This is a genomic window from Candidatus Palauibacter sp. (assembly GCF_965208055.1).
Taxonomy (GTDB): domain Bacteria; phylum Gemmatimonadota; class Gemmatimonadetes; order Palauibacterales; family Palauibacteraceae; genus Palauibacter.
In genome coordinates this window covers 2754313-2779577 of record NZ_CBDBNY010000004.1, presented here as the reverse complement: position 1 = coordinate 2779577, position 25265 = coordinate 2754313, and the positions used below count along the sequence as shown (strand labels likewise).

23 protein-coding genes are annotated in these 25265 nt (G+C 68.5%); 14 read left to right on the top strand and 9 right to left on the bottom strand.

Annotated features, from left to right (window positions below):
- Window positions 1–4 precede the first annotated feature (4 nt).
- From ACOGXI_RS12325 to ACOGXI_RS12310, 4 genes are all read right to left on the bottom strand, one after another.
- Entirely contained in the window at window positions 5–2206 is a 2202-nt protein-coding gene (locus tag ACOGXI_RS12325; RefSeq protein ID WP_419939141.1) for a PQQ-dependent dehydrogenase, methanol/ethanol family, read from the bottom strand.
- A gap of 3 nt (window positions 2207–2209) precedes the next feature.
- Complete coding sequence (locus ACOGXI_RS12320; protein ID WP_419939140.1) at window positions 2210–4429, bottom strand: TonB-dependent receptor; 2220 nt, start codon at window positions 4427–4429, stop codon at window positions 2210–2212.
- Window positions 4414–4878, bottom strand: a complete 465-nt coding sequence (locus ACOGXI_RS12315; protein ID WP_419939139.1) for a hypothetical protein — start codon at window positions 4876–4878, stop codon at window positions 4414–4416. The genes ACOGXI_RS12320 and ACOGXI_RS12315 overlap by 16 nt, the downstream gene beginning before the upstream one ends.
- Before the next feature lie 170 nt (window positions 4879–5048).
- Complete coding sequence (locus ACOGXI_RS12310; protein WP_419939138.1) at window positions 5049–5336, bottom strand: DUF4342 domain-containing protein; 288 nt, start codon at window positions 5334–5336, stop codon at window positions 5049–5051.
- Between the two features lie 166 nt (window positions 5337–5502).
- On the opposite strand from ACOGXI_RS12310, the gene ACOGXI_RS12305 reads away from it, so the two are divergent.
- The 4 genes from ACOGXI_RS12305 to ACOGXI_RS12290 all read left to right on the top strand — a co-directional run bounded on the left by ACOGXI_RS12305 (window position 5503) and on the right by ACOGXI_RS12290 (window position 10873).
- A complete protein-coding gene (locus ACOGXI_RS12305; RefSeq protein ID WP_419939137.1) occupies window positions 5503–6477 on the top strand; it encodes a tetratricopeptide repeat protein in 975 nt (324 codons plus the stop codon).
- 126 nt (window positions 6478–6603) lie between these two features.
- Complete coding sequence (locus tag ACOGXI_RS12300) at window positions 6604–9312, top strand: DUF5916 domain-containing protein (RefSeq protein WP_419939136.1); 2709 nt, start codon at window positions 6604–6606, stop codon at window positions 9310–9312.
- A gap of 96 nt (window positions 9313–9408) precedes the next feature.
- Window positions 9409–9645, top strand: coding sequence for a hypothetical protein (locus ACOGXI_RS12295; protein ID WP_419939135.1), 237 nt, complete (start codon window positions 9409–9411; stop codon window positions 9643–9645).
- 28 nt (window positions 9646–9673) lie between these two features.
- A complete protein-coding gene (locus ACOGXI_RS12290; protein WP_419939134.1) occupies window positions 9674–10873 on the top strand; it encodes a hypothetical protein in 1200 nt (399 codons plus the stop codon).
- Window positions 10874–10932: 59 nt separating this feature from the next.
- Here the strand turns inward: ACOGXI_RS12290 and ACOGXI_RS12285 are convergent, their stop codons facing one another.
- From ACOGXI_RS12285 to ACOGXI_RS12270, 4 genes are all read right to left on the bottom strand, one after another.
- Window positions 10933–12189, bottom strand: coding sequence for a DUF3179 domain-containing (seleno)protein (locus ACOGXI_RS12285; protein ID WP_419939133.1), 1257 nt, complete (start codon window positions 12187–12189; stop codon window positions 10933–10935).
- A 103-nt stretch (window positions 12190–12292) separates the two neighbouring features.
- A complete protein-coding gene (locus ACOGXI_RS12280) occupies window positions 12293–12439 on the bottom strand; it encodes a hypothetical protein (protein WP_419939132.1) in 147 nt (48 codons plus the stop codon).
- A gap of 543 nt (window positions 12440–12982) precedes the next feature.
- A complete protein-coding gene (glpD, locus tag ACOGXI_RS12275; RefSeq protein WP_419939131.1) occupies window positions 12983–14719 on the bottom strand; it encodes a glycerol-3-phosphate dehydrogenase in 1737 nt (578 codons plus the stop codon).
- Complete coding sequence (locus ACOGXI_RS12270) at window positions 14716–15750, bottom strand: zinc-binding dehydrogenase (protein WP_419939130.1); 1035 nt, start codon at window positions 15748–15750, stop codon at window positions 14716–14718. Before ACOGXI_RS12270 ends, glpD begins: the two co-directional genes overlap by 4 nt.
- Before the next feature lie 235 nt (window positions 15751–15985).
- Here ACOGXI_RS12270 and sufC point away from each other — a divergent pair, with 235 nt between their 5' ends.
- From sufC to ACOGXI_RS12220, 10 genes are read left to right on the top strand one after another with little or no spacing between them, the layout of a single operon-like run.
- Window positions 15986–16759: a Fe-S cluster assembly ATPase SufC gene (sufC, locus tag ACOGXI_RS12265; RefSeq protein ID WP_419939129.1), complete on the top strand. Its 774-nt coding sequence runs from the start codon at window positions 15986–15988 to the stop codon at window positions 16757–16759.
- Window positions 16760–16791: 32 nt separating this feature from the next.
- A complete protein-coding gene (gene sufB, locus ACOGXI_RS12260; RefSeq protein WP_419939128.1) occupies window positions 16792–18207 on the top strand; it encodes a Fe-S cluster assembly protein SufB in 1416 nt (471 codons plus the stop codon).
- 49 nt (window positions 18208–18256) lie between these two features.
- Window positions 18257–19588 (top strand): Fe-S cluster assembly protein SufD, encoded by a 1332-nt coding sequence (gene sufD / locus ACOGXI_RS12255; RefSeq protein ID WP_419939127.1) that lies wholly within the window; start codon window positions 18257–18259, stop codon window positions 19586–19588.
- Complete coding sequence (locus tag ACOGXI_RS12250) at window positions 19585–19896, top strand: non-heme iron oxygenase ferredoxin subunit (protein WP_310784786.1); 312 nt, start codon at window positions 19585–19587, stop codon at window positions 19894–19896. The genes sufD and ACOGXI_RS12250 overlap by 4 nt, the downstream gene beginning before the upstream one ends.
- Window positions 19897–19925: 29 nt before the next feature.
- Window positions 19926–21275, top strand: a complete 1350-nt coding sequence (locus tag ACOGXI_RS12245) for a cysteine desulfurase (RefSeq protein ID WP_419939126.1) — start codon at window positions 19926–19928, stop codon at window positions 21273–21275.
- Between the two features lie 4 nt (window positions 21276–21279).
- Window positions 21280–21777: a Fe-S cluster assembly sulfur transfer protein SufU gene (sufU, locus tag ACOGXI_RS12240; protein ID WP_419939125.1), complete on the top strand. Its 498-nt coding sequence runs from the start codon at window positions 21280–21282 to the stop codon at window positions 21775–21777.
- A 34-nt stretch (window positions 21778–21811) separates the two neighbouring features.
- Window positions 21812–22783, top strand: coding sequence for a ribosome small subunit-dependent GTPase A (gene rsgA, locus ACOGXI_RS12235; RefSeq protein ID WP_419939124.1), 972 nt, complete (start codon window positions 21812–21814; stop codon window positions 22781–22783).
- On the top strand, window positions 22780–23391 hold the full coding sequence (locus ACOGXI_RS12230) for an NUDIX hydrolase (RefSeq protein ID WP_419939123.1): 612 nt from the start codon (window positions 22780–22782) through the stop codon (window positions 23389–23391). The genes rsgA and ACOGXI_RS12230 overlap by 4 nt, the downstream gene beginning before the upstream one ends.
- Entirely contained in the window at window positions 23388–23582 is a 195-nt protein-coding gene (locus ACOGXI_RS12225) for a hypothetical protein (RefSeq protein ID WP_419939122.1), read from the top strand. The genes ACOGXI_RS12230 and ACOGXI_RS12225 overlap by 4 nt, the downstream gene beginning before the upstream one ends.
- Window positions 23583–23855, top strand: a complete 273-nt coding sequence (locus tag ACOGXI_RS12220) for an OsmC family protein (protein WP_419940198.1) — start codon at window positions 23583–23585, stop codon at window positions 23853–23855.
- A gap of 31 nt (window positions 23856–23886) precedes the next feature.
- Here the strand turns inward: ACOGXI_RS12220 and ACOGXI_RS12215 are convergent, their stop codons facing one another.
- Complete coding sequence (locus tag ACOGXI_RS12215) at window positions 23887–25260, bottom strand: dipeptidase (RefSeq protein ID WP_419939121.1); 1374 nt, start codon at window positions 25258–25260, stop codon at window positions 23887–23889.
- Window positions 25261–25265: the final 5 nt, after the last annotated feature.

The following is a 25265-nucleotide window of genomic DNA, read 5'->3' as shown; positions in this document are numbered from 1 at the left end:
CGGGTCAGCGGCCGTCCGGCGCGGTACCGGCGGCCGACTCCGCCTCCCACAGGCGCCGCTGCTCGCTCGTGAGGTAGTGCCGGATCGCGGTCGCGTCCTCCATCGAGAGCAGGTCGCCGAACCCCGCCATGCCGTTCACGGCGAGCGCGCCGCCAAGCACCACGGCGTCGAAGCTCTCCCACGCGCCGCCGTCCATGCGGCGCAGATCCGGATAGGCGGAGAGATGTTCGTCCGAGGCCCGGTGGCAGATGCGGCAGTGGACCCCGAAGAGTTCCGCCCCGCGCCGGATTCGGGCCGCGTCGAGCGCGAGATCCGGCGGTTCCGGCGTCGTCGGCACGACCTGCGCGGGCGGTAGCGGCACCTCCCCGCCGTCGAGCCTGAACACGAGCAGCCGTCCCGTGCTCTCGTAGTCGTACGCCGCCGAGCCGAGCGGATAGGCGGAGCCCCTCGGCCCGCCGTAGCCCGCCATGACCGCGATGTACTGCACGCCGTCGACCTCGTATGTCATGGGCCCCGCCATCACGCCGCTGCCGAGATGGATGCTGTGGATCCGTTCGCCGGTGTCGGCCTGGTGGAAGTCGAGCGTGCCGACGGCCGTCCCCTGGATGACGAGGTTCCCGCCTGTCACGAGGGTGCCTCCGTTCCACATGCTCCCGCGCGGCACCCGCCACAACTCGCGCCCCGCGACCGGGTCCCACGCGAGCAGAAACTCGTTCGGGCCGATATCCGGGAGACCCTCCGCGAGGTGCGCGAACTCCTCGGGGAACGGAGGCCAGGAGGCCGTGAAGCCTTCGTACGCGACCTCGGGACGATGGTTGAACTCGTCCAGCGAACGCCACAGCATGGCCTGCTCGCGTGCGGGGATGTAGGCGATGCCCGTCTCGGGATTGAAGGACATCGGCTGCCAGTTGTGTCCGCCCGCGGAGGACGGGAAGACGACTCGCGGTTCGTCGCGATAGTCCGCGGCGGGGTTCGGGATCGGCCGGCCCGTCACGGGATCGATGCCGTGCGCCCAGGTGACGGTCACGAAGTCCTCCGCCTGGAGCAGTTCGCCCGTGGCGCGGTCGAGCACGTAGAAGAAGCCGTTCTTCGGGGCCTGTAGCAGGACATCGCGCGGCCGGCTGTCGATCGTGACCGTGCTCAGGATGATGTTCTGCGTCGCGGTGTAGTCCCAGATCTCGCCCGGCACGGTCTGGTAGTGCCAGACGAGGCGGCCGGCCTTCGGGTCGATGGCGAGGATGGAGACGAGGTAGAGGTTGTCGCCCCCCGACGGGCTTCGGCGCCAGATCGGGTACGGGTAGGAGTTCCCCGTCCCCACGTAGAGAAGGTCGAGCACGGGGTCGTAAGCCATCTCGCCCCACACGGTGCCCCCGAGTCCTCCCTCCCAGGCCGAGTCCGGGTCCCACGTGGAGGCGGCCGCCTCCATCTCCGGGTGCTCGAAGCCGGCGGCCGGATCGCCGGGAACCGTGAAGAAGCGCCACGCCTCTTCGCCGGTGTCCAGATCGTAGGCCGTGATGTACCCGCGCACGCCGAAGTCGCCGCCGGCGTTGCCGAGGACGACGACATCGCCGGCGACCTGCGGCGAGCCGGTGCTCGTGTAGGAGAGCGACCGGTCGATGAAGGTGTCGGCGCGCCACACCTCCTCGCCCGTCAAGGCGTCGAGCGCGACCAGCCAGCCGTCGAAGGTGCCGATGTAGACGCGGCCTTCCCACACCTCGAGGCCGCGGTTGACGGGGCCGCAGCAGCCCTTTCGCGTGTAGCTCGGGTCGACATCGGGGTCATGGCGCCAAACCGGTTCTCCCGTCGCCGCGTCGAGTGCCGCGACGCTGCCCCAGGGGCCGGGCGAGTACATCACGCCGTCAACGACGACGGGCGTGGCCTCGAGCCCCCAGTGCACGGAGCCGACATGGGATCGCCACTCGTACTCCCAGGCGAGACCCACGGCAACCGCGTTCATGACGTGAATGCGTCCGAGCGGGGAATACCGGGTTTCCCCGAAATCGCGGCCGGAAGTCAGCCACTCCGCCGGGACCGTGTCGGTCGCCAGCAGTCGATCCCGCGTGACGCGGCCGGCTCCGCTCCCGGCGTTCTCGGTGGGCGGCGGTTCGCACGCCGACAGTGCGCAGACGGTGAGCAGTGCGCTGGCCGACAGCCGGGCGCCCGGCTTGCGCCGAATCAGCCGAATCAGCCGAATCAGCCGAATCAACGGCTAGAAGCGGGGGGTTACGGTGAGGCGAAAGCTCCGGCTCTGTCCCGGACTCCGTTCCTGCACATTCACGTAACTGATCTGGAACAGGTTCTCGATCTTCGCCTGCACGCGGGTCCCCAGAATCCGGGTGCGCACGCGAAGGTCGACGAGGCTGATGGCGTTTCGCTCATCGAGCGGGAAGGCGAGCACCTGCTCCACGCGGCTCCGGTGACGGAAGTCGACGGCGACGACGCCCCTCCAGCCGGTGGCGGTCGCAGTGAAGTTGTGCCGCGAACGGTAGGGGAGCGCGCGCCCGCTCCGATGGTCTTCCGTGTCGAGGAAGGTGTAGTTCGTGCTGAAATCCAGGCGATCCGGGATCACCCCGATGCGCAGGCCCGCGTCGACGCCTCGCACCATGGCTTCGGCGACATTGCGGAACTGGAACACGAACACGTTGTTGGGCGCCGGCGAAGGTTCGATGAGGTCGGTGTAGTCGCTCCAGAACAACCCCGCATCGAGCCATATGCGGTCGGTGAGCGTCACGGTCGCGCCGACCTCCCGGGCCCAGGCCGATTCCCCCCGCAACTCGAGGTTGGGGATGACTCGAAAGCCGAACTGGGTCGTCGACGTGAATTGCTCGGACACGCTCGGTGACCGGTAGCCTCGGCTGAAGGATCCTCGGAGGCTCACCCGCTCGCCCGCCTGATAGACGACGCCGAGCTTCGGGTTGAGCACGACATCCTTCATCGCCGCCGTGGCCTCGTGGTAGTCCAGCCTCAGGCCCACCGAGCCGCGAACCCGGTCGGAGAAAGCGATCTCGTCCTGCGCGAACACGGCCAGGTCCGTCACCTCGGGCGCGGGGTCGAGGAAATTGGACTGGACACCCGTCCGCGCGCCCTCACTCCCGATCGTCAGCGAATGCGACCCGCTGGGGAACAAGGACCACTGAACATCGGTGCCGATGCGCGTCGAGCGGTGGAAATCCTCGTTGTCGTGAAAATAGTTCTGGGATCTCGCGTGGTAGACGTGCGGCCGCACCTGCACGCGATGTTTCGGGGTGACGATCGGATTGGCCGTCACCCCGAGGACGAGATCGTCGGTGCGAATCCAGTCTCCGAGTTCGGCCGGATCGACCTCCAGCGGACGCTCCGCCGACAGCCAGGTGAAGAACTCCTCCTCGTCCTTCCGCTTCCAGTTGACGAAGATCTCCCACGGATTGGAGGACTCCGCCGGGAAGACGGTCTTGAGCCGCAGCCGCCAGCGTTCCAGCGCGCCGTTCTGCCGGAACCCGTCCGATTCCTCGCGCGCAAGGTACAGGGTGGCGCCGACATCGCCGAGGCGGCGGGAGTGTTGGAGCGCGATCCCTTCCCTGCTCAGGCTCTCATCCGTGAACGAATGTCGGGCCGGCGTGTCGAAGAGGCCGAAGTACCCGCGCACGATGGTCTGGGGCTCGGCCGGTGGACGTTTCGTGATCACGTTCACGACGCCGCCCAGGGCGTTCGTCCCCCACAGCGTGGAATGTGGACCTTTCACGATCTCGATCTGATCCACGTCCAGCACGGGCAGACCGCTGAAATCGATGGAAGCGCCCACACCGGAGAGCACGCGGTGGCCATCGAGGAGCATGAGAACGCGGCTTCCGACACCCCGCGCCAGACCGGTGGCGCCGCGGATGTCCATCTGGCCGGAATTGAAGATCACGCCCTGCGCAAACGGAAGCGCTTCGTCGAGCGTCACGATGTCGCGGTTGCCGAGTTCGTCGCCGCTCATGACGGCGACACTTACCGGGGCCTCGCCGGACCGGGCGGCGGAGCGGCTCGCGGTTACGGTCAACTCGGGCACGTCGAACATCCGGCGCTCGAGCAGGATGCTGAGTTCTCCGGGCGTATCGGGCTCGATCCGGCGTTCGGAGGCGCGGAAGCCATCCGCGACGACGATCAGCGTATAGGCGCCATCGGACGGTGAGGGGATCGCGAAGCCCCCGTCGGGCCGCGTCGTCGTACGTAACGGGGTGTCGCGGATGAGGACGGTGGCCCCGGCGAGCGGCGCGCCCGTCTCCGCGTCCAGGACGCGGCCGCGCACCACATCCTGAGCCTGGGCGGCGAGCGGAGCGCTCGCGTAGAACGAGGCGAGCGCCACCCGTGCGTAGAAGGAGGCGAGCACCGCGCGCGTGTAGAAGAAGACGAGCGCGGTGCCTGTCGCGAGACGTCGGCGGGTACCTGCCGCTACTGCCGCTGCCAAACGGTCGTCCCCACGTTGGGCGGGGGCTCCGTCACCGTGACGGTCAGGACGTTCCCCGCCAGCGAGTAAGTTCCGATGTTCTGTGCCAACTGTCCCGTCTGCTCCCAGGTCCCGTCCGCGCGCACCGTGAACGTCCCCTGGTCCTCGATGGGAATCACCGAGCCATCGAGCGGGTTGGTCACCGTGATGCTCAGCGTGAGGGTCCCTGTCGCGGTGTCCCCGGAAGCCGGGTTCTGTACCAACGTGAACGTCCCCACGGCAACCGGTGGCGCCAGGGTAATCCCCCCTGTGAGGACGCCGGACAGGGAGACAAGATTGTATGTGCCCGAGAGGTCGGGCAGCCCCTCGGCGGCGGGCGGCTCCGGATCCACCGTGTCGTCACCGCCGCAGCCCGCGACGAGCGTGGCGACGAGAACCGGCACGAACAACATGAGCAGACGCCTCTTCATGAATCCTCCTGTGCGTTGATACACGAGCCGGGCAATCGCCCCGCCCGCCGGCACTCCACGTTTCGCAAAGTTGAGTGGCGCCCCTGCGGCGACACCACTTCTTCAAGGTAGTCGACAAGTAATGCGTTGCCGAGACCGATGGCCGTGAGGCAGCCGGCGTTCGCTCCGCTCTATCCGCCGTCCTCAGGGTCGGTGGATACCGGGTATTGGTCCGTTTCCGCCTCGGGTTCTTCGCGTTCCACGACGATCGAGCAGTTCGTGACGAGCGCCGCGATGGCGCCGATCGCCGCCCAGGCGGGCAGCAGCAACGTCCCCACGACACCGATGGAGAGCGGCACCTCGATGAGTTCCTTTCCGTCTTCGTTCCGGATCGAGATGCGGCGGACGTTCCCCTCCCGGATGATCTCCTTGATCTTCCGGACGAGGTTCTCGCCCGGCACCCTGTGTTCCTCGGTCATGTCCACCTCTCCTGCAGCTCCTGCGGCCTTGCTCTTGCGGCGCGCCCGCGAGTCTGGCTTGATGTTGGATCCTGGCAGTCCGCCGTACGCTCGTCATCCGGTCCGGGTTTTGCGAGCCGCGGCAACCTCTCTCCGGAGGAAGAACCAGGCATAGCGAGGAATATCGATGAAACGCTGTCGAACGAAACTCGGCGCTCTCGCGCTCGCGCTCGGCTTCGCGGCCTGTGCCGAGCCGGCGGACGAGGCTGGAACATCCGGCGGCGACGGACTCCCGGAGGGGGCGGAGGCGATCTCGCTCCTGGGCGAACCGCTCTATCCGTCCCCCGCGGCGGCGGAGGTCGCGGCGCAGCAGGCGCGCGACATCGACGTCGCCCGGGCGGACTACGACGCGAATCCGGATGACGCCGACGCGATCATCTGGCTCGGCCGGCGCGTCGGGTACACGGGGGCCTTTCGCGACGCGATCGAGATCTTCTCGGAGGGGATCGAGAAGCACCCGGGCGATGGGCGGATGTATCGTCATCGCGGGCACCGGTGGATCAGCGTGCGCGAGTTCGACCGGGCGATCGAGGACCTTTCGCACGCCGCCGACCTGGTCCGGGGCGAGGAGGACGAGGTCGAGCCGGACGGCCAGCCCAACGCACGCGGCATACCGACGAGCACGCTGCAGTCGAACATCCACTACCACCTGGCGCTGGCCCGCTACCTCCAGGGCGACTTCGAGGGGGCGCTGCCGTCCTACGAGAACTACAGGGCGGTGACGACGAACCCCGACCAGCTCGTGGCGATCTCGCACTGGTGGTACATGGCGCTCCGCCGTCTGGGCCGCGACGCGGAGGCTGCGGCGGTCCTCGAACCGGTGACGGCGGACCTCGACGTCATCGAGAACACCAGCTATCACCGGCTCCTCCTCATGTACAAGGGGGAACTCGATGCCGACGATCTGTGGGATCCCGCGAGCGGAGATCCGGCGGGCGTGGCGGTCGCCTACGGCGTCGCGACCTGGCACCTCTACAACGGCCGCGAGGCGCAGGCGGCGGAGATGTACCGCCGCATTCTCGACGGTTCCGGATGGGCGGGGTTCGGCTACATCGCGTCCGAGGCGGAGATCGCCCGCCTGGAGGCCGGCGCGGGCGGCTGACCCCGCTGCAACTTTTTCCTCACCGGCATCGTTCCCGTCAGGAACGCGACGGGCCGCAACCTTTCGACGGCTCGACGCGTCCTAATTCGCACATTTCAGGGTTCGGGCTGCTTAAGGAAGGTCATCTTGGGGTTCTCCTCGTTCTTGATAGATTCCGCCGCCCCGCTGCGCCGGTTGGCGGCTTTCGTGCTGTTGATGGGCCTGGCCGCGCCGCTTGCGGCACAGGATTCGACGATCGGCGGCGAGACGCACGCGCGGGCCGCCGCGGCCCCGGCGCTCCAGGCCGTCCGGGCGACGGAGCCGCCGCAGATCGACGGACGGCTGGACGAACCCGCGTGGAACGGGGCGTCGGTTGCCACCGACTTCATTCAGTTCCAGCCCGACCCGGGCGCGGCGGCGAGCGAGCGCACCGAGGTCCGCGTCCTCTACATGGACGACGCCATCTACATCGGCGCGCGGATGCACGACCGCGACCCCGACGGGATCATCCGCCGGCTCGCGCGCCGCGACGAGCAGGTGACGACGGATGCGTTTTCCGTCGCGTTCGACAGCTACTTCGATCACCGCACGGCGTTCCGCTTCTCCGTCAGCGTGGCGGGCGTCCAGAGCGACGCGCTGATGTTCTCCGATACGCAGGAGGACGGCGATTGGGACGCGGTGTGGGAGAGCGCGACGCGCACGGACGAAACGGGCTGGACGGCCGAATTGCGGATCCCCCTCTCGCAACTCCGGTTCGCCGGATCGTCCGACGACGCCGGAAGTACGTGGGGCATCAACTTCCTGCGCGAGATCGCCCGTCTGGAGGAGTTGAGCACGTGGTCGCCCCTGCCGGAGGACCGCTCGCGGATCGTGTCCGCGTTCGGCACGCTGCGCGACCTTCAGGGTCTGCAGCCGCGCCGCAACCTGGAAGTGCGGCCCTACGTCCTCTCCTCGGCCACGCGGACGCCGGGCTCGGCTGACGATCCCTTCCACGCGGCCACGGCCCTGCGCCAGACGGTGGGGGGAGACCTGAAGTACGGGATCACGGAGAACCTCACGCTGAACGTGACGGTCAACCCCGACTTCGGGCAGGTCGAAGCGGATCCGTCCGTCGTGAACCTCACGGCGTTCGAGACGTTCTTTCCCGAGAAGCGGCCGTTCTTCCAGGAGGGATCGGACATCTTCGGTTTTTCCTTCGGGGCGGGCGATGACAACAACGAGTCGCTTTTCTACAGCCGCCGGATCGGACGGACGCCCCAGGGGTCCGTGACGAGCCCGGCGGCCTACCGCGACGTGCCGGAGGCGACGAGCATTCTCGGAGCGGCGAAGCTGTCCGGGAAGACGGCGGACGGCTGGTCGATCGGGTTCCTCGATGCCCTCACCTCGAACGAGAGCGCACGCTTCGTTTCGCCGGGGGGCACATCCGGCGCGCAACTCGTGGAGCCGATGACCAACTACGCCGTGGCGCGGGTCATCAAGGACTTCCGCGACGGAGAGAGCGCCGTCGGCGTCATCGCCACCGCCACGAACCGGCGCCTGGGTGACGGGGGGCCGCTCGCCTTCCTGGCGGACGATGCGTACACGGGAGGGATCGACTTCCGGCACCGGTTCGGGAACGGAAACTATCAGATCGACGGTCACGTGATCGGCAGCACGGTGAGCGGGAGTCCGGAGGCGATCGCGCGCATCCAGCGTTCCTCCGTCCACTACTTCCAGAGCCCGGACTCGAGGCACGGACTGGATCCCACCCGCACGCGTCTCTCGGGCAGCACGTCGACGATCAGCTTCTCGAAGGTCGGAGGCGGGAACTGGCGCTACGGACTGTTCGGCGAGAACCGGTCGCCCGGCTTCGAATCCAACGATCTCGGATTCCAGCAGAACGCGGATTACCGGGTCGGGGCGGCCTGGGTGAACTACCAGCAGTTCCGGCCACAGGGGCCGTTTCGGAACTGGGGCGTGAACGCGGCGACGTGGTCCGGCTGGACCTTCGGCGGCGAACGGCAGTTCACGGGCGGCAACGTGAACGGGAATTTCCAGCTCAAGAACTTCTGGCGCGGCTTCGCCGGATTCAACCAGGAGTGGGCGGGAATCGCCACCACGGCGCTGCGCGGAGGGCCCTCCCTCTACCAGCCCAGCCAGTGGAGCAGTTGGGGCGGCGTGTTCACGGACTCCCGGAAGCCGGTGCGATTCGGAGCCGTATTCAACGCGGGAGGAGAGTACAGCACCGCAACCCGCCGCCTGGGCCTGTCGCCGAACGTGATGCTCCAGCCGTCGAGTCGTCTCCAGTTGAACTTCGGCCCGAGCCTGCAGTGGAACGATCGGGCGTGGCAGTTCGTCTCGCGGCCCGGCGCGTCGGACGGGACGCACTACGTGTTCGCTCGCCTGAGCCAGCAGACGGTCTCGATCACGACCCGCCTGAACTACACGTTCAGCCCGGACCTCTCCCTTCAGTTCTACGCCCAGCCCTTCGTGAGCGCGGGGAGCTACGACCGCTTCATGGAGGTCGATGATCCGCGGGCTTCCGCCTTCTCCGACCGTTTCCGGACGTACGGCGACAACGAGATCCGGCGGGTGGAGGCGAACGGCTACGGGCTCTACCAGGTCGACTCCGACCGGGACGGAAAGGCGGACTTCGGCTTCGCCGATCCCGACTTCAACGTGAAGTCGTTCCGCTCCAACCTGGTCCTGCGCTGGCAGTATCGGCCCGGTTCGACCGTGTTCCTGGTCTGGAGCCGCGACCAGCAGTCGTTCGTCAACGATGGCTCGTTCCGCTTCGGCGACGACCTGACCGACCTCGCGCGGATTCCCTCCACCAATATCTTCCTGGTCAAGTTCGAACACTGGCTGGGGCTCTAGCGCGGTGCCGCGAACGGAGGCATCGGCGCTCGCGTAGCCGGGGTATTGCCGCGGGGCCACAACCAGTCTGCCGGCAATCGAGAGCGGTGAGAAACGGTGACCGGTTACATTTTCATGGCGCTTGCGGTGCTGGTGGCGGTGACCGGCTGGAGGCTTCGCAGCCGGCTGCGTCGCGAGACCCGGAGCGGCGTGACGGACGAAATCGTGCAGCGCATCGAGACGGTGGGCCGCGTGGACGCGGAGGACGTCGAACCGGTGGATCTCGAGGCGGTCAGGGCCGAGGAGGACGACTTCTGGGCCCAGACATGGGACGAGCCCGAAGAGAACTGGTAACAGGACCCGCAGACCCGCAGGAAATACGATGACAAAGACGGCAGCGAACACCGGCATGGTCCGCGTCGGGCTGGCGCTGGCGGCGGCGGCCGGCGTGGGGGCGGCTGGCGTGGCCGCGGCACAGGAGGCGCCGCAGGTTTCGTTCGGGACGGCGACCGCGACCTTCGAGGACGGGCTCGGCTCCATGCGTGGCGTGCGCGAACTCGAAGACGGGCGCGTACTCATAGCGGACGGCTTCGGCGCCGCGGTCATCGTGTGGATGCCCGGGAGCGGCGCGGACACGCTGACCAATACGGGTCAGGGTCCGGAGGAATATCGGACGCCGGACGGTCTCTTCCCCCTTCCGGACGGCGGGACGCTCCTCGTCGACCTCGGCAACGCCCGGCTCACCCGCATCGAGGCGGACCTCAGCTTCGGCGAGACGTGGCCCATCGCGCACGGGGCGCCGAATACCGGGATGACGATGATGATTCCGGTGGGGACCGACCGCGACGGCGGGATCTACTTCCAGCGGCGACTCGACGGAATGACGGGCACGTCGGATTCGGCGGCCGTGGCGCGCTTCGATCCGGCCTCCGGCGAGATTTCCGAGGCCGGCCGGGTCCGGCTGGCGGAACAGACGCGGGTGGAGTCGGGTGACGCCAACAACCGCAGCGTGAACATCCGGCCCGTGCCGTTCTCCAACCAGGATGCGTGGAACGTGGCCTGGGACGGCCGGGTGGCGATCGCCCGCGCGGACGGCTACCGGCTCGAGTGGATGGATCCGGCGGGCGGGGTCACGCGGGGGCCCGAGATCGCCTACGAACCGGTACGCGTGCGCCGGGCGGACCAGGATGAGTGGATCGAGGGCCTCGGAGGAGGTTTGCGCGTCGAGGCCACGGACGACGGCGGCGGGATGCGGATGTCCATGAGCCGTGCGCCTTCAGGCTCGAGCGCCGCGGATCCCTCCGACTTCGAGTGGCCCGACGTGAAGCCGGTGATCCCGGCCGGGGCGGTCGCGGTCGATGGGGAAGGCCGGGCGTGGGTCCGGCGTCATGTGCCCGCGGGCGAGCCGCACCTGTACGATGTGTTCGACGCGGGCGGGCAGCGAGTCGCCCGGGTGGAACTGCCCGAGGATCGGCGCCTCGTCACCTTCGGCGCGGCAAGCGCCTACCTGGTGCGAAGCGACGAATTCGATTTCGCCTGGCTCGAGAAATATCCGATGCCCGCGTTGCCCGGGACGCGCTGACCGGGACGCGCTGACCGGCGGGCCACACCGACCTCGAAGGACCGCGGCGGCCGTGCGACTCAGCGCGGCCGCCGTCTCATCAGATCCGGATCCGGCGGCAGCAGCGTCGCGTCGTCCGCGGGGACGAAGTCCGCGGAGCCGGTGAGAGGAATCGGGGGAACCCACACCTCCGTGTCCGGCTGGAACGCCGCCCAGGCGAACCAGAATGCGTGGTACGCCTCGGGATGAGGCTCGAGCCTTTCTCCGTCGAGCGGGCCCGCCACGGCCTCGCCGCCGAAGTTCCACACGCTCCCCGTTTCCACGTCCTGTCGGCGACCGTCGATGACTTCGAACGTGAGAGACCGCCCGTTGACGCGGGCATGGTAGATCCGCGCGCTCTGCGCGATGGAGTTCCAGAAGGCGACCACGGGTTCGCCGCCGACCCTGGCACTCGCGGCCCAGACAGTGAAGTTCTGCCCTTCCTGGTCCCGCGCCGCCACCTCTCTCAGGTCCGAGATGGCGAACGCGTAGCCGCCGGTCCCCGACGGGACTCCGACCACGCGCTCCTTGGGCCTTCGTCGCAAGTCGATCGGGGCGGACGTCGGATAGAAGAGCGATGCGTTGTCCGGGTCCCGATAGTTCCCGTACGGGTAGAGGGTGTACAGGAAGTCGTGCCCCGTCACGCGCGTGGCGATCCAGGTGTCCTGGAAGACCTGGAGCCAGGCCCCGTACACCATCAACTCATACGGAACGCGCTTCAGGCTGATGCCGTCCTGCGGGCCGCAGGTGGCGGAGCGCGTCAACTGAGGGTAGAGCGTCCCGGAGCCATCGTCCATCACGAGGTTGTTGTCGAGCACGTAGCCGGACACGGCGAAGTCGGGCGTGCCGCTCGGCTCGGGATCGAAGACGCTGACCGACCCCGTAAGGGGCGAATAGGTGACCGTGAGCCGTTCTCCCGTCGCACCCGCAACGGTCGAGTCGACGTCGGCCTGCAGGTTCAGAACTTCGTGATACCAGAGGAGTTTCAGGGGTATGGCGAGGGGCTGGCTGTTGAACTCGAGGCCGATCACCAGATCGCTGCGATTGACGTAACCGACGTGGGGCGCGATGAGCCTGGTGGCGACCTCCGGGTTCGTGAGCGCCGGAATGCTCGAGCGCTCGACACCGGCGTCCGTGAAGTTCGTGAGCGGAAGCGAGCAGTTCGAGAACCCGGTCAGCGGGCCGAAGCTCTCTCCCGTGCATGCGGCGAACCCCACCGCAGGGAGCACCAGGGCGGTTCGGAGCGCACGACGACGCAGGCCGATCCGCCGGGCCACACTACACTTGGCTGGACTCATCCGGCGCCTCGCACCTGTCATGCTCCGTCACCGTCCGACGCGAGAGTGCCCGACGGCTCTTCAGACGGAAGGACCGGCGAGGCCGCCGGCCGTCGGCCAGCAGCTAGATGAACAAGGCCTCGTTGTCGGAGTCGACTCCCTGGATGTCGGCCTTCTGCGTCCGCACTTCCTTCTGGCCCACCTGACGCTGCCCGACGACGATCATCGCGATACTCGCGACGAGCGCCAGCGCGATCCTGAACTTCTTCATGGCGTCCCCCCTCCCCCATCGTCCCTGCACCTAACGCCGCATCTAACGCCGAATCCCGACACAGATCGCTCCCACAATATAGGGCCTCCCTGCCGATTAACGAACTCTGCGGCCCGATGGTGACAGGTCGGGCGGAGGCGTCGCCGTCGATGACCCAGCGGTTGAGGGTGTCCCGTGCCAGCGCGAGGTCGATCTCCGCCAGGACCAGGCCTCCCGCATCACGTGCCTCGAGGCGTACGAGGCCGGCGCGCACCCGAATGTTCACACGGACCGAATCGCGGCGGGGCACGGTATCGAGCACCACGCTCCCGGCGCCGGCGGCGGCGAAGACGTGCGCATCGGTTTCGAGCGGATTGACCAGGAGGATCCGGTATTCGCGCGTCGGGCCCTCGCCCGGGAGCGGCGCGACCGCCGCGACGGCGTCGGGCGGCACGGAATCCGGCGGGACAGCGGACGAATCGGAGATGTCGTCGGCCGGGGCGCAGGCCGCCGCGAGCCACACAAGCGGAGAAAGAGTGCGGCCCGACCGGAAAGGCGGCCCGTTCAGCGGACCCCCTGCGCGCGGGCCGCCAGTTCGCGGATCGCGCCGTCGTCCACCGCCCTGAATGTCAGCGCCCGTTTCACTTCCTCCGCCTTCCGTTCGCCCGTCCAGTCCAGCTCCGGGGCCACGACTTCGGCGACGCGGCGCGCCGCCTCCGGCGTCCCGGAGCGCGTCTCGAGGCCGACCCGCATCCGCCGAAACAGAATGTCTTCGACGTGAAGGGCCATCTCGCTCCGCACCGCATACACCGCTTCGGCCAGAAGGTGCGGCCTCTCCGCGATGACCCTCTCGCCGAGGCGCGGGTTTCGCTCGACGAGGTCGAGCACCCGGTTCGCTCTCGTCCCGTACGCGCGCGTCAGGCGGTCGGCGGAAGCGCGCTCGAGTCCCTGCGCGCGGGCACGCGCCCGGATCCGGCCGCGGAGCGCGTCCAGATCCCGGAACCGCGCGCCGGGGAGCGGCACCTTGTCCGTATCCACCTTCCGAAGCGCCTTCACGCCGGCCGGCGCAAGGAACGCCTGCACCCGATCCATCGTCTCCTCGGCCATGTGCCGGTGAGAAGTCAGCTTTCCACCGCTCAGCGTGAAGACGCCCGGGGGATGCCGATGGACCTCGAACTCCCTCGAGACGGCGCCCTCGTCGGCGCCCTTCTCGGCGCCCTCCGCGGGCGGCGCGACGAGCGGCCGCAGGCCGGCCCAGGCGCTGATCACATCCTCCGGTCCCAGCTTCGATGCGGGGAGCAGGTGGCGGGTGGCCTCGAGCAGATACCCGATATCCCCGGGGGTGGCGGCGACGTCCTGCGGGCGGCCGTCGAAGAACTCGTCCGTGGTGCCGATGAGGGTCAGGTCCTCCCGCCACGGCAGGATGAACATCACGCGGCCGTCCCCGGGAGCCTCGAAGATCAGGGCGCCGGAGTGCCCCACTCGTTCGCGCGCCACGTGGATGTGCGTTCCCCGCGAGGGACGGATGCGCACAGCGGACGCCGGGTCGTCTCCCGGGCCGGCCCCCCGCAGGCCCGCGGTGACGCGGTCGAGCACCTGTTCGGCCCACGCGCCGGAGGCGTTGACGATCGCAAGGGCGTCGACTGTCACCTCCCGTCCGCTCTCCGCATCTCTCACCAGCGCCCGGTGGCCCGGCCAGTCCGAGGCGTCGATGCGGACGACCTCGGCCCGGTTGACCACGGTCGCGCCGGCCTCGACGGCCGCCACGATGGTCGTGACGACGAGCCGTGCGTCGTCGACCTGGGCGTCGAAGTAGCGCGCGCCGCCGAGAAGCCCGTCGGCGCGCAGCCCCGGTTCGCGGGCGAGCATGGTCTCGGCATCGAGCATCTGATGGCGTTCGATGTTCCGGAACAGCGAGAGCGCGTCGTAGAGCCACATCCCCGCGTCCAGCTTCCTTCGGCCGATGCGACCGTCCCGGAAGATCGGAAAGTGGAACTCCAGCGGCCGGACGAGGTGGGTCGCGATGCGAAGCAGGGTCCGCCGCTCCTGGCTCGCCTCGAACACGAGGTCGAACTCGAAGTGCTCCAGGTAGCGCAGGCCGCCGTGCACGAGGCGGGAGGAACGGCTGCTCGTGCCCCACGCGAAATCCGCGGCTTCGACGAGAGCGGTGCGAAAACCGCGGCGGGCCGCGTCACGCGCGACGGCCGCGCCGGAGATGCCGCCGCCGATGACGAGGATGTCGAAGGCGGTCTCCGCGAGGGTCCGGAACCGCTCGGCGCGCCCCGGAGCCGCCGGGGTCACGGCTCGAGGACGAGCTTCCCGAAGACTCCCCCCGCCTCCAGCCGCTCGTGGGCCTCGCGCGCCCGGTCCAGCGGCCACACGTCGTCGACGACCGGCGTGAGAGTCCCGTCCAGCACGAGCCCCATCACGGCTTCGAACTCGGCGCGCGTCGCCATCGTCGTCCCCATGATCGATGTCTGACTCCAGAACAGTCGTGCGATGTTGAGCGCGCCCTGCGGCCCCGTCGTGGCGCCGTAGACGACCATCCTGCCCGCGCGCGCCAGCGCGCGAACGCACCCCTCCCACGTCGCCGCGCCCACGCTGTCAAGGACGAGATCGACGCCGCGCTTCTTCGTCTCCGCCCAGACCCGCCGCGAGAAGTCCTCCTCGAGACGGTCGATGGCGAGGTCCGCTCCCAGCGCTTCCACGCGCCGCACGTTCGCGGGTCCGCTCGTGACCGCGAACACGCGCGCCCCGTGGTGCTTCGCGATCTGGATCGCGGCGGTCGAGACACCGCCCGACGCTCCGGTGACGAGGACCGTCTCTCCCGGCGCCAGCCGTCCTCGCGAAAAGAGTCCGCGCCACGCGGTCTGGTATACGAGCGGGGCGACGGCCGCGGTCGCGAACGGGAAACCGTCCGGGAGCCGGACCAGGTTGCGCGCCGGGATCGCAACCTTCTCGGCGAAGCCACCGGGTACGTGTTCGCCGAGGATGCGGTACGAAGCGCAGAGGGGATGCTCGCCACGGACGCACCACTCGCAGTCGGCGCGGGCGCACCAGAGGCCGGGGTTCACCGCGACCCGGTCGCCGGGGTCCCAGTCCTCCACGCCATCCCCGACCGCCGTGATCTCGCCCGCCACATCCGACCCGCCGATGTGCGGCATCTTCAGCGTGAGTCCGGGCAGGCCGCGCCGCGTCCAGAGGTCGAGGTGGTTGAGGCCCGCCGCGCGCACGCGGATCTCCACCTCGCCGGGGCCTGCCGTCGGCTCGCGCAGGTCTCCGACGCGGATGACGTCGGGTCCCCCGTGTCGTTCGAAGTAGGCCGCTTTCATGGCCGCCAACCTACGGTCGCGCCGCGACCGGTGCAGGAGGCCGCCGACCCCTCCGGAATGGACGGTGACAGGAAGGGCAACAGTTGAGAACGGGTCTCAACAAGGCTTGATAAGGGGCCGCGCGCCGCGTACGTTGTCCGGCCGATAATCGTTATCGGTTCATCTTGAATTGATCGCTGTGGTTCCAGGCCGGCGCCCCTGGGTGACCGGCCTTTTGCAACACAAGAGGACACGAATGTCAGAACCGCTTCTGTCGATACGCGGACTCCGGGCGAAGGTCGAAGGCGAGGACGGAGAGATCCTCCGCGGCGTCGACCTGGATCTCGAGCGCGGCGAGGTGCATGCGCTGATGGGCCCCAACGGCTCGGGCAAGAGCACGCTCGCCAAGGTCATCGCCGGCCACCCCGCCTACGAAGTGACGGCCGGCGAGATCCTGTTCGAGGGGGAGGATGTCCTCGAGCTGGAGCCGGACGAACGGAGTCGCGCGGGGATCTTTCTCGCCTTTCAGTATCCGGCGGAGGTTCCGGGCGTCTCGATCGCCAATTTTCTGCGCACCGCCGTGAACTCGCGGCTGGGCGAGGGCGAGGAGATGGACGTGTTCGGGTTCCAGCGCACGCTCACGGAGAAGATGGAGATGCTGAAGATGGATCCGGGCTTCGCCGCCCGGTATCTGAACGATGGCTTCTCCGGCGGCGAAAAGAAGCGGAACGAGATCCTGCAGATGGCCGTGCTTCGGCCGGCGCTCGGGGTCCTGGACGAGACGGACAGCGGACTCGACATCGACGCGCTCAAGATCGTGGCGAGCGGCGTGAACCGCCTCTCCGAAGCCGACGAGGCGCTCGGGGTCCTGCTCATCACGCACTACAAGAGGATCCTGAACTATATCCGGCCGGATCGAGTACACGTGATGATGGCGGGCCGCATCGCGGAGAGCGGCGGCGCTTCGCTCGCCGACAAGCTGGAGGCCGAGGGTTACGACTGGCTCCACCGGGCGGTGGCAGCGGTCTGAGGCCGTAAAGGCCCGTAAAGGAAGGAATTGACATGCCCCGGAACGAGACGATCAGCGGACTCGGACTCGACGAGTACAAGTACGGATTCGTCACGGAGGACAAGCCCGTCTTCAAGGCCGTCCCCGGCCTCTCCAGCGACATCGTCCGACAGATCTCGCATCACAAGGAGGAGCCGGAGTGGATGCTCGAGTTCCGACTCAAGGCGCTCGAGGTCTATTACTCCAAGCCGATGCCGAAGTGGGGCGGCGATCTCTCGAGGCTCGAGGACACGCTCGACGAGATCTACTTCTATCTCAAGCCGCAGGACCAGATGGAGCGGTCCTGGGACGATGTCCCGCAGGAGATCAAGGACACGTTCGAGAAGCTCGGGATTCCCGAGGCCGAGCGGAAGGCGCTCGCCGGGGTCGGGGCCCAGTACGAATCCGAGATGGTCTACCACTCGCTGAAGGAGCAGTGGGAGGAGCAGGGCGTGATCTTCGAGTCGATCGAGGATGGGCTCGCCAGGCACCCGGATCTGTTTCGGCAGTACTTCTCGACCATCGTCCCCACGCATGACAACAAGTTCGCCGCGCTCAACTCGGCCGTTTGGTCGGGCGGGTCGTTCGTCTACATCCCGAAGGGGGTGAAGGTGGAGATCCCGCTCCAGGCCTACTTCCGGGTCAACGCCGAGCGCATGGGCCAGTTCGAGCGCACCCTCATCATCTGCGAGGAGGGGGCGGAAGCCCACTACATCGAGGGCTGCACGGCGCCGGTCTACTCGACGGACTCGTTCCACTCCGGCGTCATCGAGATCGTGGTCAAGAAGGGCGCGCGCTTCCGGTACACCACGATCCAGAACTGGTCGAACAACATGTACAACCTCGTCACGCAGCGGGCGCTCGTGCACGAGGAAGCGAAGATGGAGTGGCTCGACGGGAACCTGGGCTCGAAGCTCACGATGAAGTATCCGTCGTGCTACCTGGTCGGAGAGCGGGCGCACGGCGAGATCCTCTCCATCGCGTACGCGGGGGACGGTCAGCACCAGGACACGGGCGGCAAGGTGATCCACGCCGCCCCCAACACGACATCCCAGATCACCTCGAAGTCGATCTCGAAGGGCCTCGGGCGCTCCTCCTACCGCGGACTGTGCAAGGTGTATGACGGCGCCGTGGGCGCGAAGTCCAACGTCGAGTGCGACGCCCTGCTGCTCGACGAGCGGTCGCGGACGGACACCTACCCCTACATCGAGATCGATGAGAACACCGCGTCGATCGGACACGAGGCCACGGTCTCGAAAGTCGGCGACGAGCAGCTCTTCTATCTGATGAGTCGGGGGCTCGACGAGGCGGAGGCGATGGCGATGATCGTACGCGGCTTCATCGAGCCGGTGGCCAAAGAGCTGCCGCTCGAGTACGCGATCGAACTGAACCGGCTGATCGAGCTGGAGATGGAAGGGTCGGTCGGATAGCGACCCGGACTCCCACTCCCTGACACAGACGACGAGGGGTTCTCAGGATATGAGCACGATAACGGCCGGGCCGGCGGAGTCGACGCTGGCCGCGGCGGATTTCGATACGCTTTCCGGCGGGCTGACGGAGCCGGACGTGATCGCGGCGGCGCGGGCCGCCGCATGGGCGCGGTTCACCTCCCTTCCCTGGCCGACGAAGAAGTCGGAGGAATGGCGGTACACGGACCTCACGAAGGTCGGCTTCGAAGCGCTCACGCCGGTGGTCCCGGCGCCCGCAACGGCGGAAACGCTGTCGGCGGACGTGCGCGAGGTGCTCGGACGCTCCGGCGAGCGCGCGGGCGTCGTCGTGCTGCGGGAGGGGCGGGTCGCGCATCTCGAACTCGAACCCGAGGTGGCGCGGAGCGGCGTGGTCCTGTCGTCGATCCGGGACGCGGCGGATCGGCATCCGGAGGTGCTGAGGCGCGCGCTGCTCGAGGCGCAACCGGGCCCCGCGGAGGAGAAGCTCTGGGCGCTGCACCTCGCACTCCTGGGCGGAGGCTACTTCCTCTACGTGCCGCGCGGGGTGGAGATGCCGGCGCCGATCCACGCGTTCCACATCGTCGAACGGGCGGGGACGCTCTCCTCGGCTCATTCGTTCGTGTACGGGGAGTCGGGCGCCCGGGCCGCGGTCATCGACGAGTTCTTCTCCGACGACCTCGATGCGGAGACGGTCTCGCTTCACGGAGCGACGATCACGGGGGAGGGGGGCGCGGGCATCGACTACGTCGCGCTCCAGCGCTTCGGCCGGGGCGTGAAGCGGTTCTCGACGCAGCACGTCGTCGCGGGCCGCGACTCGCGTGTCGTCACCTTCAATGTGGCGCTGGGCGGCGACCTGTCGCGGGCGGACGTCACGAGCCGTCTCGACGGCCCCGGGAGCGACAGCGAGATGCTCGCCCTCTGGTTCGGCGACTCCGACCAGCACTTCGACCACCACACGCTGCAGCATCACGCGGCGCCGCACGCGCACAGCGACCTGCTGTTCAAGGGGGCCCTGACGGACGCGGGTTCGAGCGTCTTTCGCGGGCTGATCCGGGTCGACAAGGGCGCCCAGCTCACGGACGCCTACCAGACGAACCGCAACCTGCTGCTGAGCGAGCGCTCTCATGCCTCCGCGCTTCCCAACCTGGAGATCGAAGCCGACGATGTGCGCTGCTCGCACGGGGCCACGATCGGACAGGTGGAGGACGGGCAACTCTTCTACCTGATGAGCCGCGGCCTCACGCGGCGCCAGGCCGAGCGCCTGCTCGTGTTCGGGTTCTTCGACGAGGTGCTGGGGCGCCTTCCGATGGAGGGGGTGCGAGCGCGCGTGCGCGAAGCGATCGAGGAGAAGATCGGGCTATGAGCCGATTCGTCACGGTGGCCAGGGTTGACGACGTGCCGGAGAACGGAACGTGCGGCGTGATGGCGGAAGACCTGGCGATCGCCCTCATCCGGAGCGGGGGCGAGGTCTACGCGCTGGAGGACTGCTGCTCCCACGAGGAGTTCCCGCTCTCGGACGGCGAAGTCGAGGCGGGCGAGATCACCTGCCTCCTCCACGGGGCGCGCTTCGACCTTGCGACCGGCGCGCCGAGGGCGCTCCCGGCGGTCATGCCGGTCCGGCGCTTCGATGTGCGGATCGACGGGGACGACATTCAGGTCGACCTCGGCTGAGCGGAACCCAGCCGAGGACCGGGGCCCCGATGGCGAAGACGGCGGAGACGGCGGCGCTGACGGACACGAGGCACGCGACGGGCATGCTTGCGACCGGGAGTCCCTCCGCGGCCGCCGACCGCGGCGACTCGGGTGAGGCTTCGGAGGATGGCGGCTGGGATCTCGCGGCGATCCGGGCACAGTTTCCCATTCTCTCGCGGGACGTCAACGGCCACCCCCTGGCCTACCTGGACAACGCGGCGAGTTCACAGCAGCCGCTCCGCGTGTTGAACCGGGTCGAGCGCTACCTGCGCGAGGAGCACGCCAATGTGCATCGCGGCGTGCATCAACTCAGCGCGGAGGCGACGGAGGCCTACGAGGGCGCGCGCCGCGCGGTGGCGGCGCATGCGGGTACGGGGGACCCGGCGGAGATCGTCTTCACGCGCGGCACGACGGAGGCGGTGAACCTCGTCGCGGCGAGTTGGGGGGACGCGTTCATCGGCGCGGGCGACGAGATCGTGCTCACGAAGATGGAGCACCACTCGAACCTCGTGCCGTGGCAACTGCTCGCGGGCCGTACGGGGTGCGATCTCCGCTTCGTCGACGTAACGCCCGAGGGCACCCTCGACCTGGACGACCTCGACCGGCTCCTCGCAACGCGACCCCGGCTCGTCGCCTGTACACACGTCTCCAACAGCCTGGGGACCGTCAATCCGGTCCGGGAGATCGTGGACCGGGCGCACGCCGCCGGCGCGTTGACGCTCATCGACGGCGCGCAGGCCGCACCCCACATGCTCACCGATGTGGCGAAGCTCGGGTGCGACTTCTACGCGTTCAGCAGCCACAAGATGTGCGGTCCCACCGGCGTCGGGGCGCTGTGGGCCAGACGCGAACTCCTGGAGGAGATGCCTCCGTACCAGGGCGGGGGCGAGATGATCTCGGAGGTGAAGCTCGAGGGATCGTCCTGGGCGAAGGTTCCGCACAAGTTCGAGGCCGGAACGCCCAACATTTCGGGCGTCGTGGGCTTCGGCGAAGCCGCCCGTTTCCTCGCGGACCTCGGGTCGGAGGCGATCGCTTCGCATGAGGACGCCTTGAAGCGCGCCGCTCTTGAGCGACTCGACGAGATCGAGGGACTTCGCCTGTACGGCCCGCGCGAAGAGCGGACCGCGGTCTTCTCCTTCACGTACGGCGACGTACATCCGCACGACCTCTCCACGATCCTCGACCAGCGGGGCATCGCGATCCGGGCCGGACATCATTGCAACCAGCCGCTGATGGACCACTTCGAGATCAGCGCCACGGCCCGGGCGAGCTTCTACTTCTACAATTCGCCGCAGGAGATCGACGCGCTGTGCGATGGCCTCGCCCTGGCCGCCGAAGTCTTCGGCGGCATCGCCTGAACCCATGATCGAACCCCGTTCGAGGACGCCCGGGACCATCGACCGGGAGATCCCTTCGTCGCTCAACCAGCTGTACCAGGAAGTCATCCTCGATCACTACCGGAAGCCTCGTAACAAGGGGCACCTGGACGAAGCCACCCACGTGATCACGATGAACAACCCCCTTTGCGGCGACGTGATCGAGCTCATGTTGCGCGTGGAGGGGGGGAGCATCGCGGAGGCGCGCTTCCTGGGCCGCGGGTGCTCGATCAGCCAGGCGTCGGCGTCGATGCTCACGGGACGCGTGCTGGGGAAGTCGCTCGAGCAGGCGCTGGAGCTCTCCGGGAAGTTCACGCACCTCCTGCACGGAGACGGAGCGATGCTGTCGGACGACGACCTCGGCGATCTGCGCACCCTGGCGGGGGTCTCGAAGTTTCCGGTCCGCATCAAGTGCGCGCTGCTGGCGTGGAACTGTCTCGAGGAACTGGGCGACGCGACGGACGAGGACAGCGGCTCCGGGTGAACTCCTCGACTCCGCTCGGAAGCTGCAACCCAGCGTGAGATCCGGTGGGCCCTCCGCTACCGTCGGCCGCGTGCTGCGGATCGCGGGTGGGATCTATCACGTGGACGATGCGACGACGGTGGTCCAGGCGTCGCTGCGCGGGCGCCTGAAGCGGACGGACTCGCGCATCGTCTCGGTCGGCGACCTCGTCGAGTTGGAGCGCGTCGGCGACGAGATGCGGATCGTTCGGCTCCGTGCGCGAGGCGGCGCGCTGTCCCGGCACGGTGTCTCCAAGCGGCGCGAGCAGGTGATCGTCGCGAACGTGGACCAGGTCGCGGTCGTCGTTTCGGTGACGGCGCCCGATCCCGATTTCCTCATGGTGGACCGCCTGCTCGCGCTTGCGGCGCTGAGCGACATCGACGCCTTCCTCGTCGTGAACAAGATGGATCTGGCGGACCTGACGGGGCCGGCGGAGCATGCATCGAACTTGGCGAGCCCCGGCGCTGCCCTCGGGGAGTCCGCAACCGGAGACGGCCTCGAACAGTACGCGGCGCTCGGCGTGGAAACGCTGCGGACGAGCGTGGAATCGAGGGCGGGGCTGAAGGCGCTCGCCGGACGCCTCGCGGGACGGATCACGGTGCTCAGCGGCCAGTCGGGGGTGGGGAAGTCGAGCCTGTTGAACGCGCTCGTGCCGGAACTCGACCTGCGGGTGGGCGAGATCAGCGAGCGGCGGGGGCGCGGGCGCCACACGACGGTGGCGTCGGCGCTCTATCGATATCCGGCGGGCGGCTACGTGGCGGACACGCCCGGCCTGCAGTACCTCGCGCTGTGGGGGCTGGATCCCGCGGAACTCGCCGACGGCTTCGTCGAGATCGCCGCGACGGGCGAGCGCTGCCGGTTCGCGGATTGTCGCCATCGGGTGGAGCCGGATTGCGCGGTTCGGACGGCCGTGGAGGCTGGGACGATCGAGCGGCGTCGGCTGGAGAGCTACCTGCGGCTCCTCGACGAAGCGGAGAAGGGGCGTTGAGAGGAAGATCCGGGAGCGAAGGCTGGAGCGCGACGGGGGTCGCCCGTCGGCTCGCAGCGGAGAGTCACGCCGTCGTCGACCCCGGCGCGACGGAGCGCCACGCCGCCGTGACGCTCGTGGTCCGTCCGCGGGACCATGACCTCGAGGTGCTTTTCGTCCGGCGGGCGGAGGTCCCCGGCGACCCGTGGTCCGGCCACATGGCGCTCCCCGGCGGACACCGGGACGCGGCGGATGCGGATCTCCTGGAGACGGCGCGCCGTGAGTTGCGGGAGGAAGTGGGGCTCGATCTTCCGCGCAGCGGATACCTGGGCCGCCTCGACGACCTGCACCCGGTGACGCGCCGGATCCCTTCGATCCTCATCTCTCCTTTCGTCGCCTGGCACGGGGAGAACATCCGGGTCTCGACGAACGCGGAGGTGCAATATCACATCTGGGCCCCGCTCCGCGCGCTGCGTGACCCCGCTCTGCGCTCCGAGGTCCGTTACCCGGATGGTGGCCGCGAACACGTGTGGCCCTCCATCTTGTACGAGGGCGACGCCATTTGGGGGCTCACCCACCGGGTTGTCATGAACTTCCTCGACATCATCACGGAGAGAACCAGCCAATGAGTGAAGTCGTATACCGCTCGCACGTGAAGATCGTGCGACAGAAGGGGCCATACCGCACGGCGGAGATCCCCGTCACGGACGCGCCGGTCGAGTTCGGCGTCCACTCCGCGATCGCCGCACACTACGGAGTCAGCGGCCAGCGCGACATCGCCACCACGCTCGACTACGTCATTGCCGCAACCGGCGGCTGACTGGCCGGAACCTTCGGGGGCGCGCTGGAAGCGCGTGGCGTCAAGGCGGACGAGGGACGGTTGGTGGCGAACGTGGAGGGCGAGATCGAGACGGACGAGGGCGTGCTCGTGATCCGGCGGATCCGGACCCGGTATCGTCTCCAGGCGGATGAGACGCACGTCGATGCGATTCGGCGCGCGTTCGAAGCCCATCCGCCGAAGTGCCCGGTCTACCGAACGCTCTCCGGCTGCATCGAAATCACGACGGAACTCGACATCGTACCCATCGCCTGAGCCCCCGGCGCCAACGGCTCAGGCAAGCGGCCTAGGTTAACTGCTCGCCGAGCCGGCCGTAGAGGTCGGCGAGGGCCGCGATCCCCTTTCGGTAGACCCCGAGATCGATCCACTCGTCCGGCGCATGCATGTTGCATCCGGGCAGCGCGAAGCCGACGAGGAGCGCGGGAGCGCCGAAGGTCTCCTCGAATTCCTGCACGATGGGGATGGAGCCGCCCTCGCGGATGTACGCGGGCGGGGCCCCGAAACCCGATTCGAGCGCGGCGGAGGCGGCGTCGAAGATGGGATGTTCGGTGTCGGCCACCCATGGGGCGCCGCCGTGCGAGCGCTTGATCTCGATGGTCACGCCCTCCGGCGCGAGTTCGCGGACGCGGGCCTCGAAGGCTTCGATCACCTGCGCCGGGTCCTGATCGGGAACCAGCCGCATCGATACCTTCGCCATCGCCTGCGAGGGGAGGACGGTTTTCGAGCCTTCGCGGGTGAAGCCGCTGAGCAGTCCGTTGACGTCGAGCGTCGGGCGGTACCATAGCCGCTCCAGCGCCGAGAAGCCGGCTTCCCCGCCGAGCGCCGGCGCTCCGACCTCTGCCCGGAGCGTCTCTTCATCCATGGGAAGGCGTTCGAGATCAGCCCGTTCGCGGGCGCTGATGGGCCGGACCGCATCGTAGTATCCCGGCACGGTGGCCTGGCCATGTTCGTCCCGGAGGCCGGCGAGGATGGCGGCCAGGGCGTTGGCGGGGTTCACGACCGCCCCGCCGTAGGTGCCGGAGTGCAGGTCCGACTTGGGGCCGTGGACGTTGATCTCGGTGTAGACGATGCCCCGCAGCCCGGTCGTGATGCACGGCAACTCGGGCGAGAACATCCCGGTGTCGCTGACGAGGATCGCATCGCAGGCGAGCCGCTCGGCGTGCTCGTGGAGGAAGGCCGCGAGGTGGCGGCTCCCCACCTCCTCCTCGCCCTCGATCACGAGCTTGAGGTTGACGGGGACATCCGCCCCGGACGCCAGGCGCGCCTCGAGCGCCTTGATGTGCATGTGGACCTGCCCCTTGTCGTCGATCGATCCGCGGGCGTACAGGCGGCCATCGCGGACCTCCGGGTCAAACGGCGGGCTCGTCCACAACTCGTCGGGCTCCGAGGGCTGTACATCGTAGTGCCCGTATACGAGCACTGTGGGGGCCTCTTCGGAGTGGATCCGTTCGCCGACGACGATGGGATGTCCCCCGGTGTCGATGACCTCGGCCTCGTGCAGCCCCGCCGCGAGGAGGTGGTCGGCGACCCATTCCGCGCAGGCGCGGACGTCGCCCGCATGCTCGGGATCGGTGCTGATGCTGGGAATGCGGAGAAAGGCTTCGAGTTCTTCGTGGAACCGCGAGAGTTCGCGGTCGATATAGGCAGCGAAATCGGACATGGGGC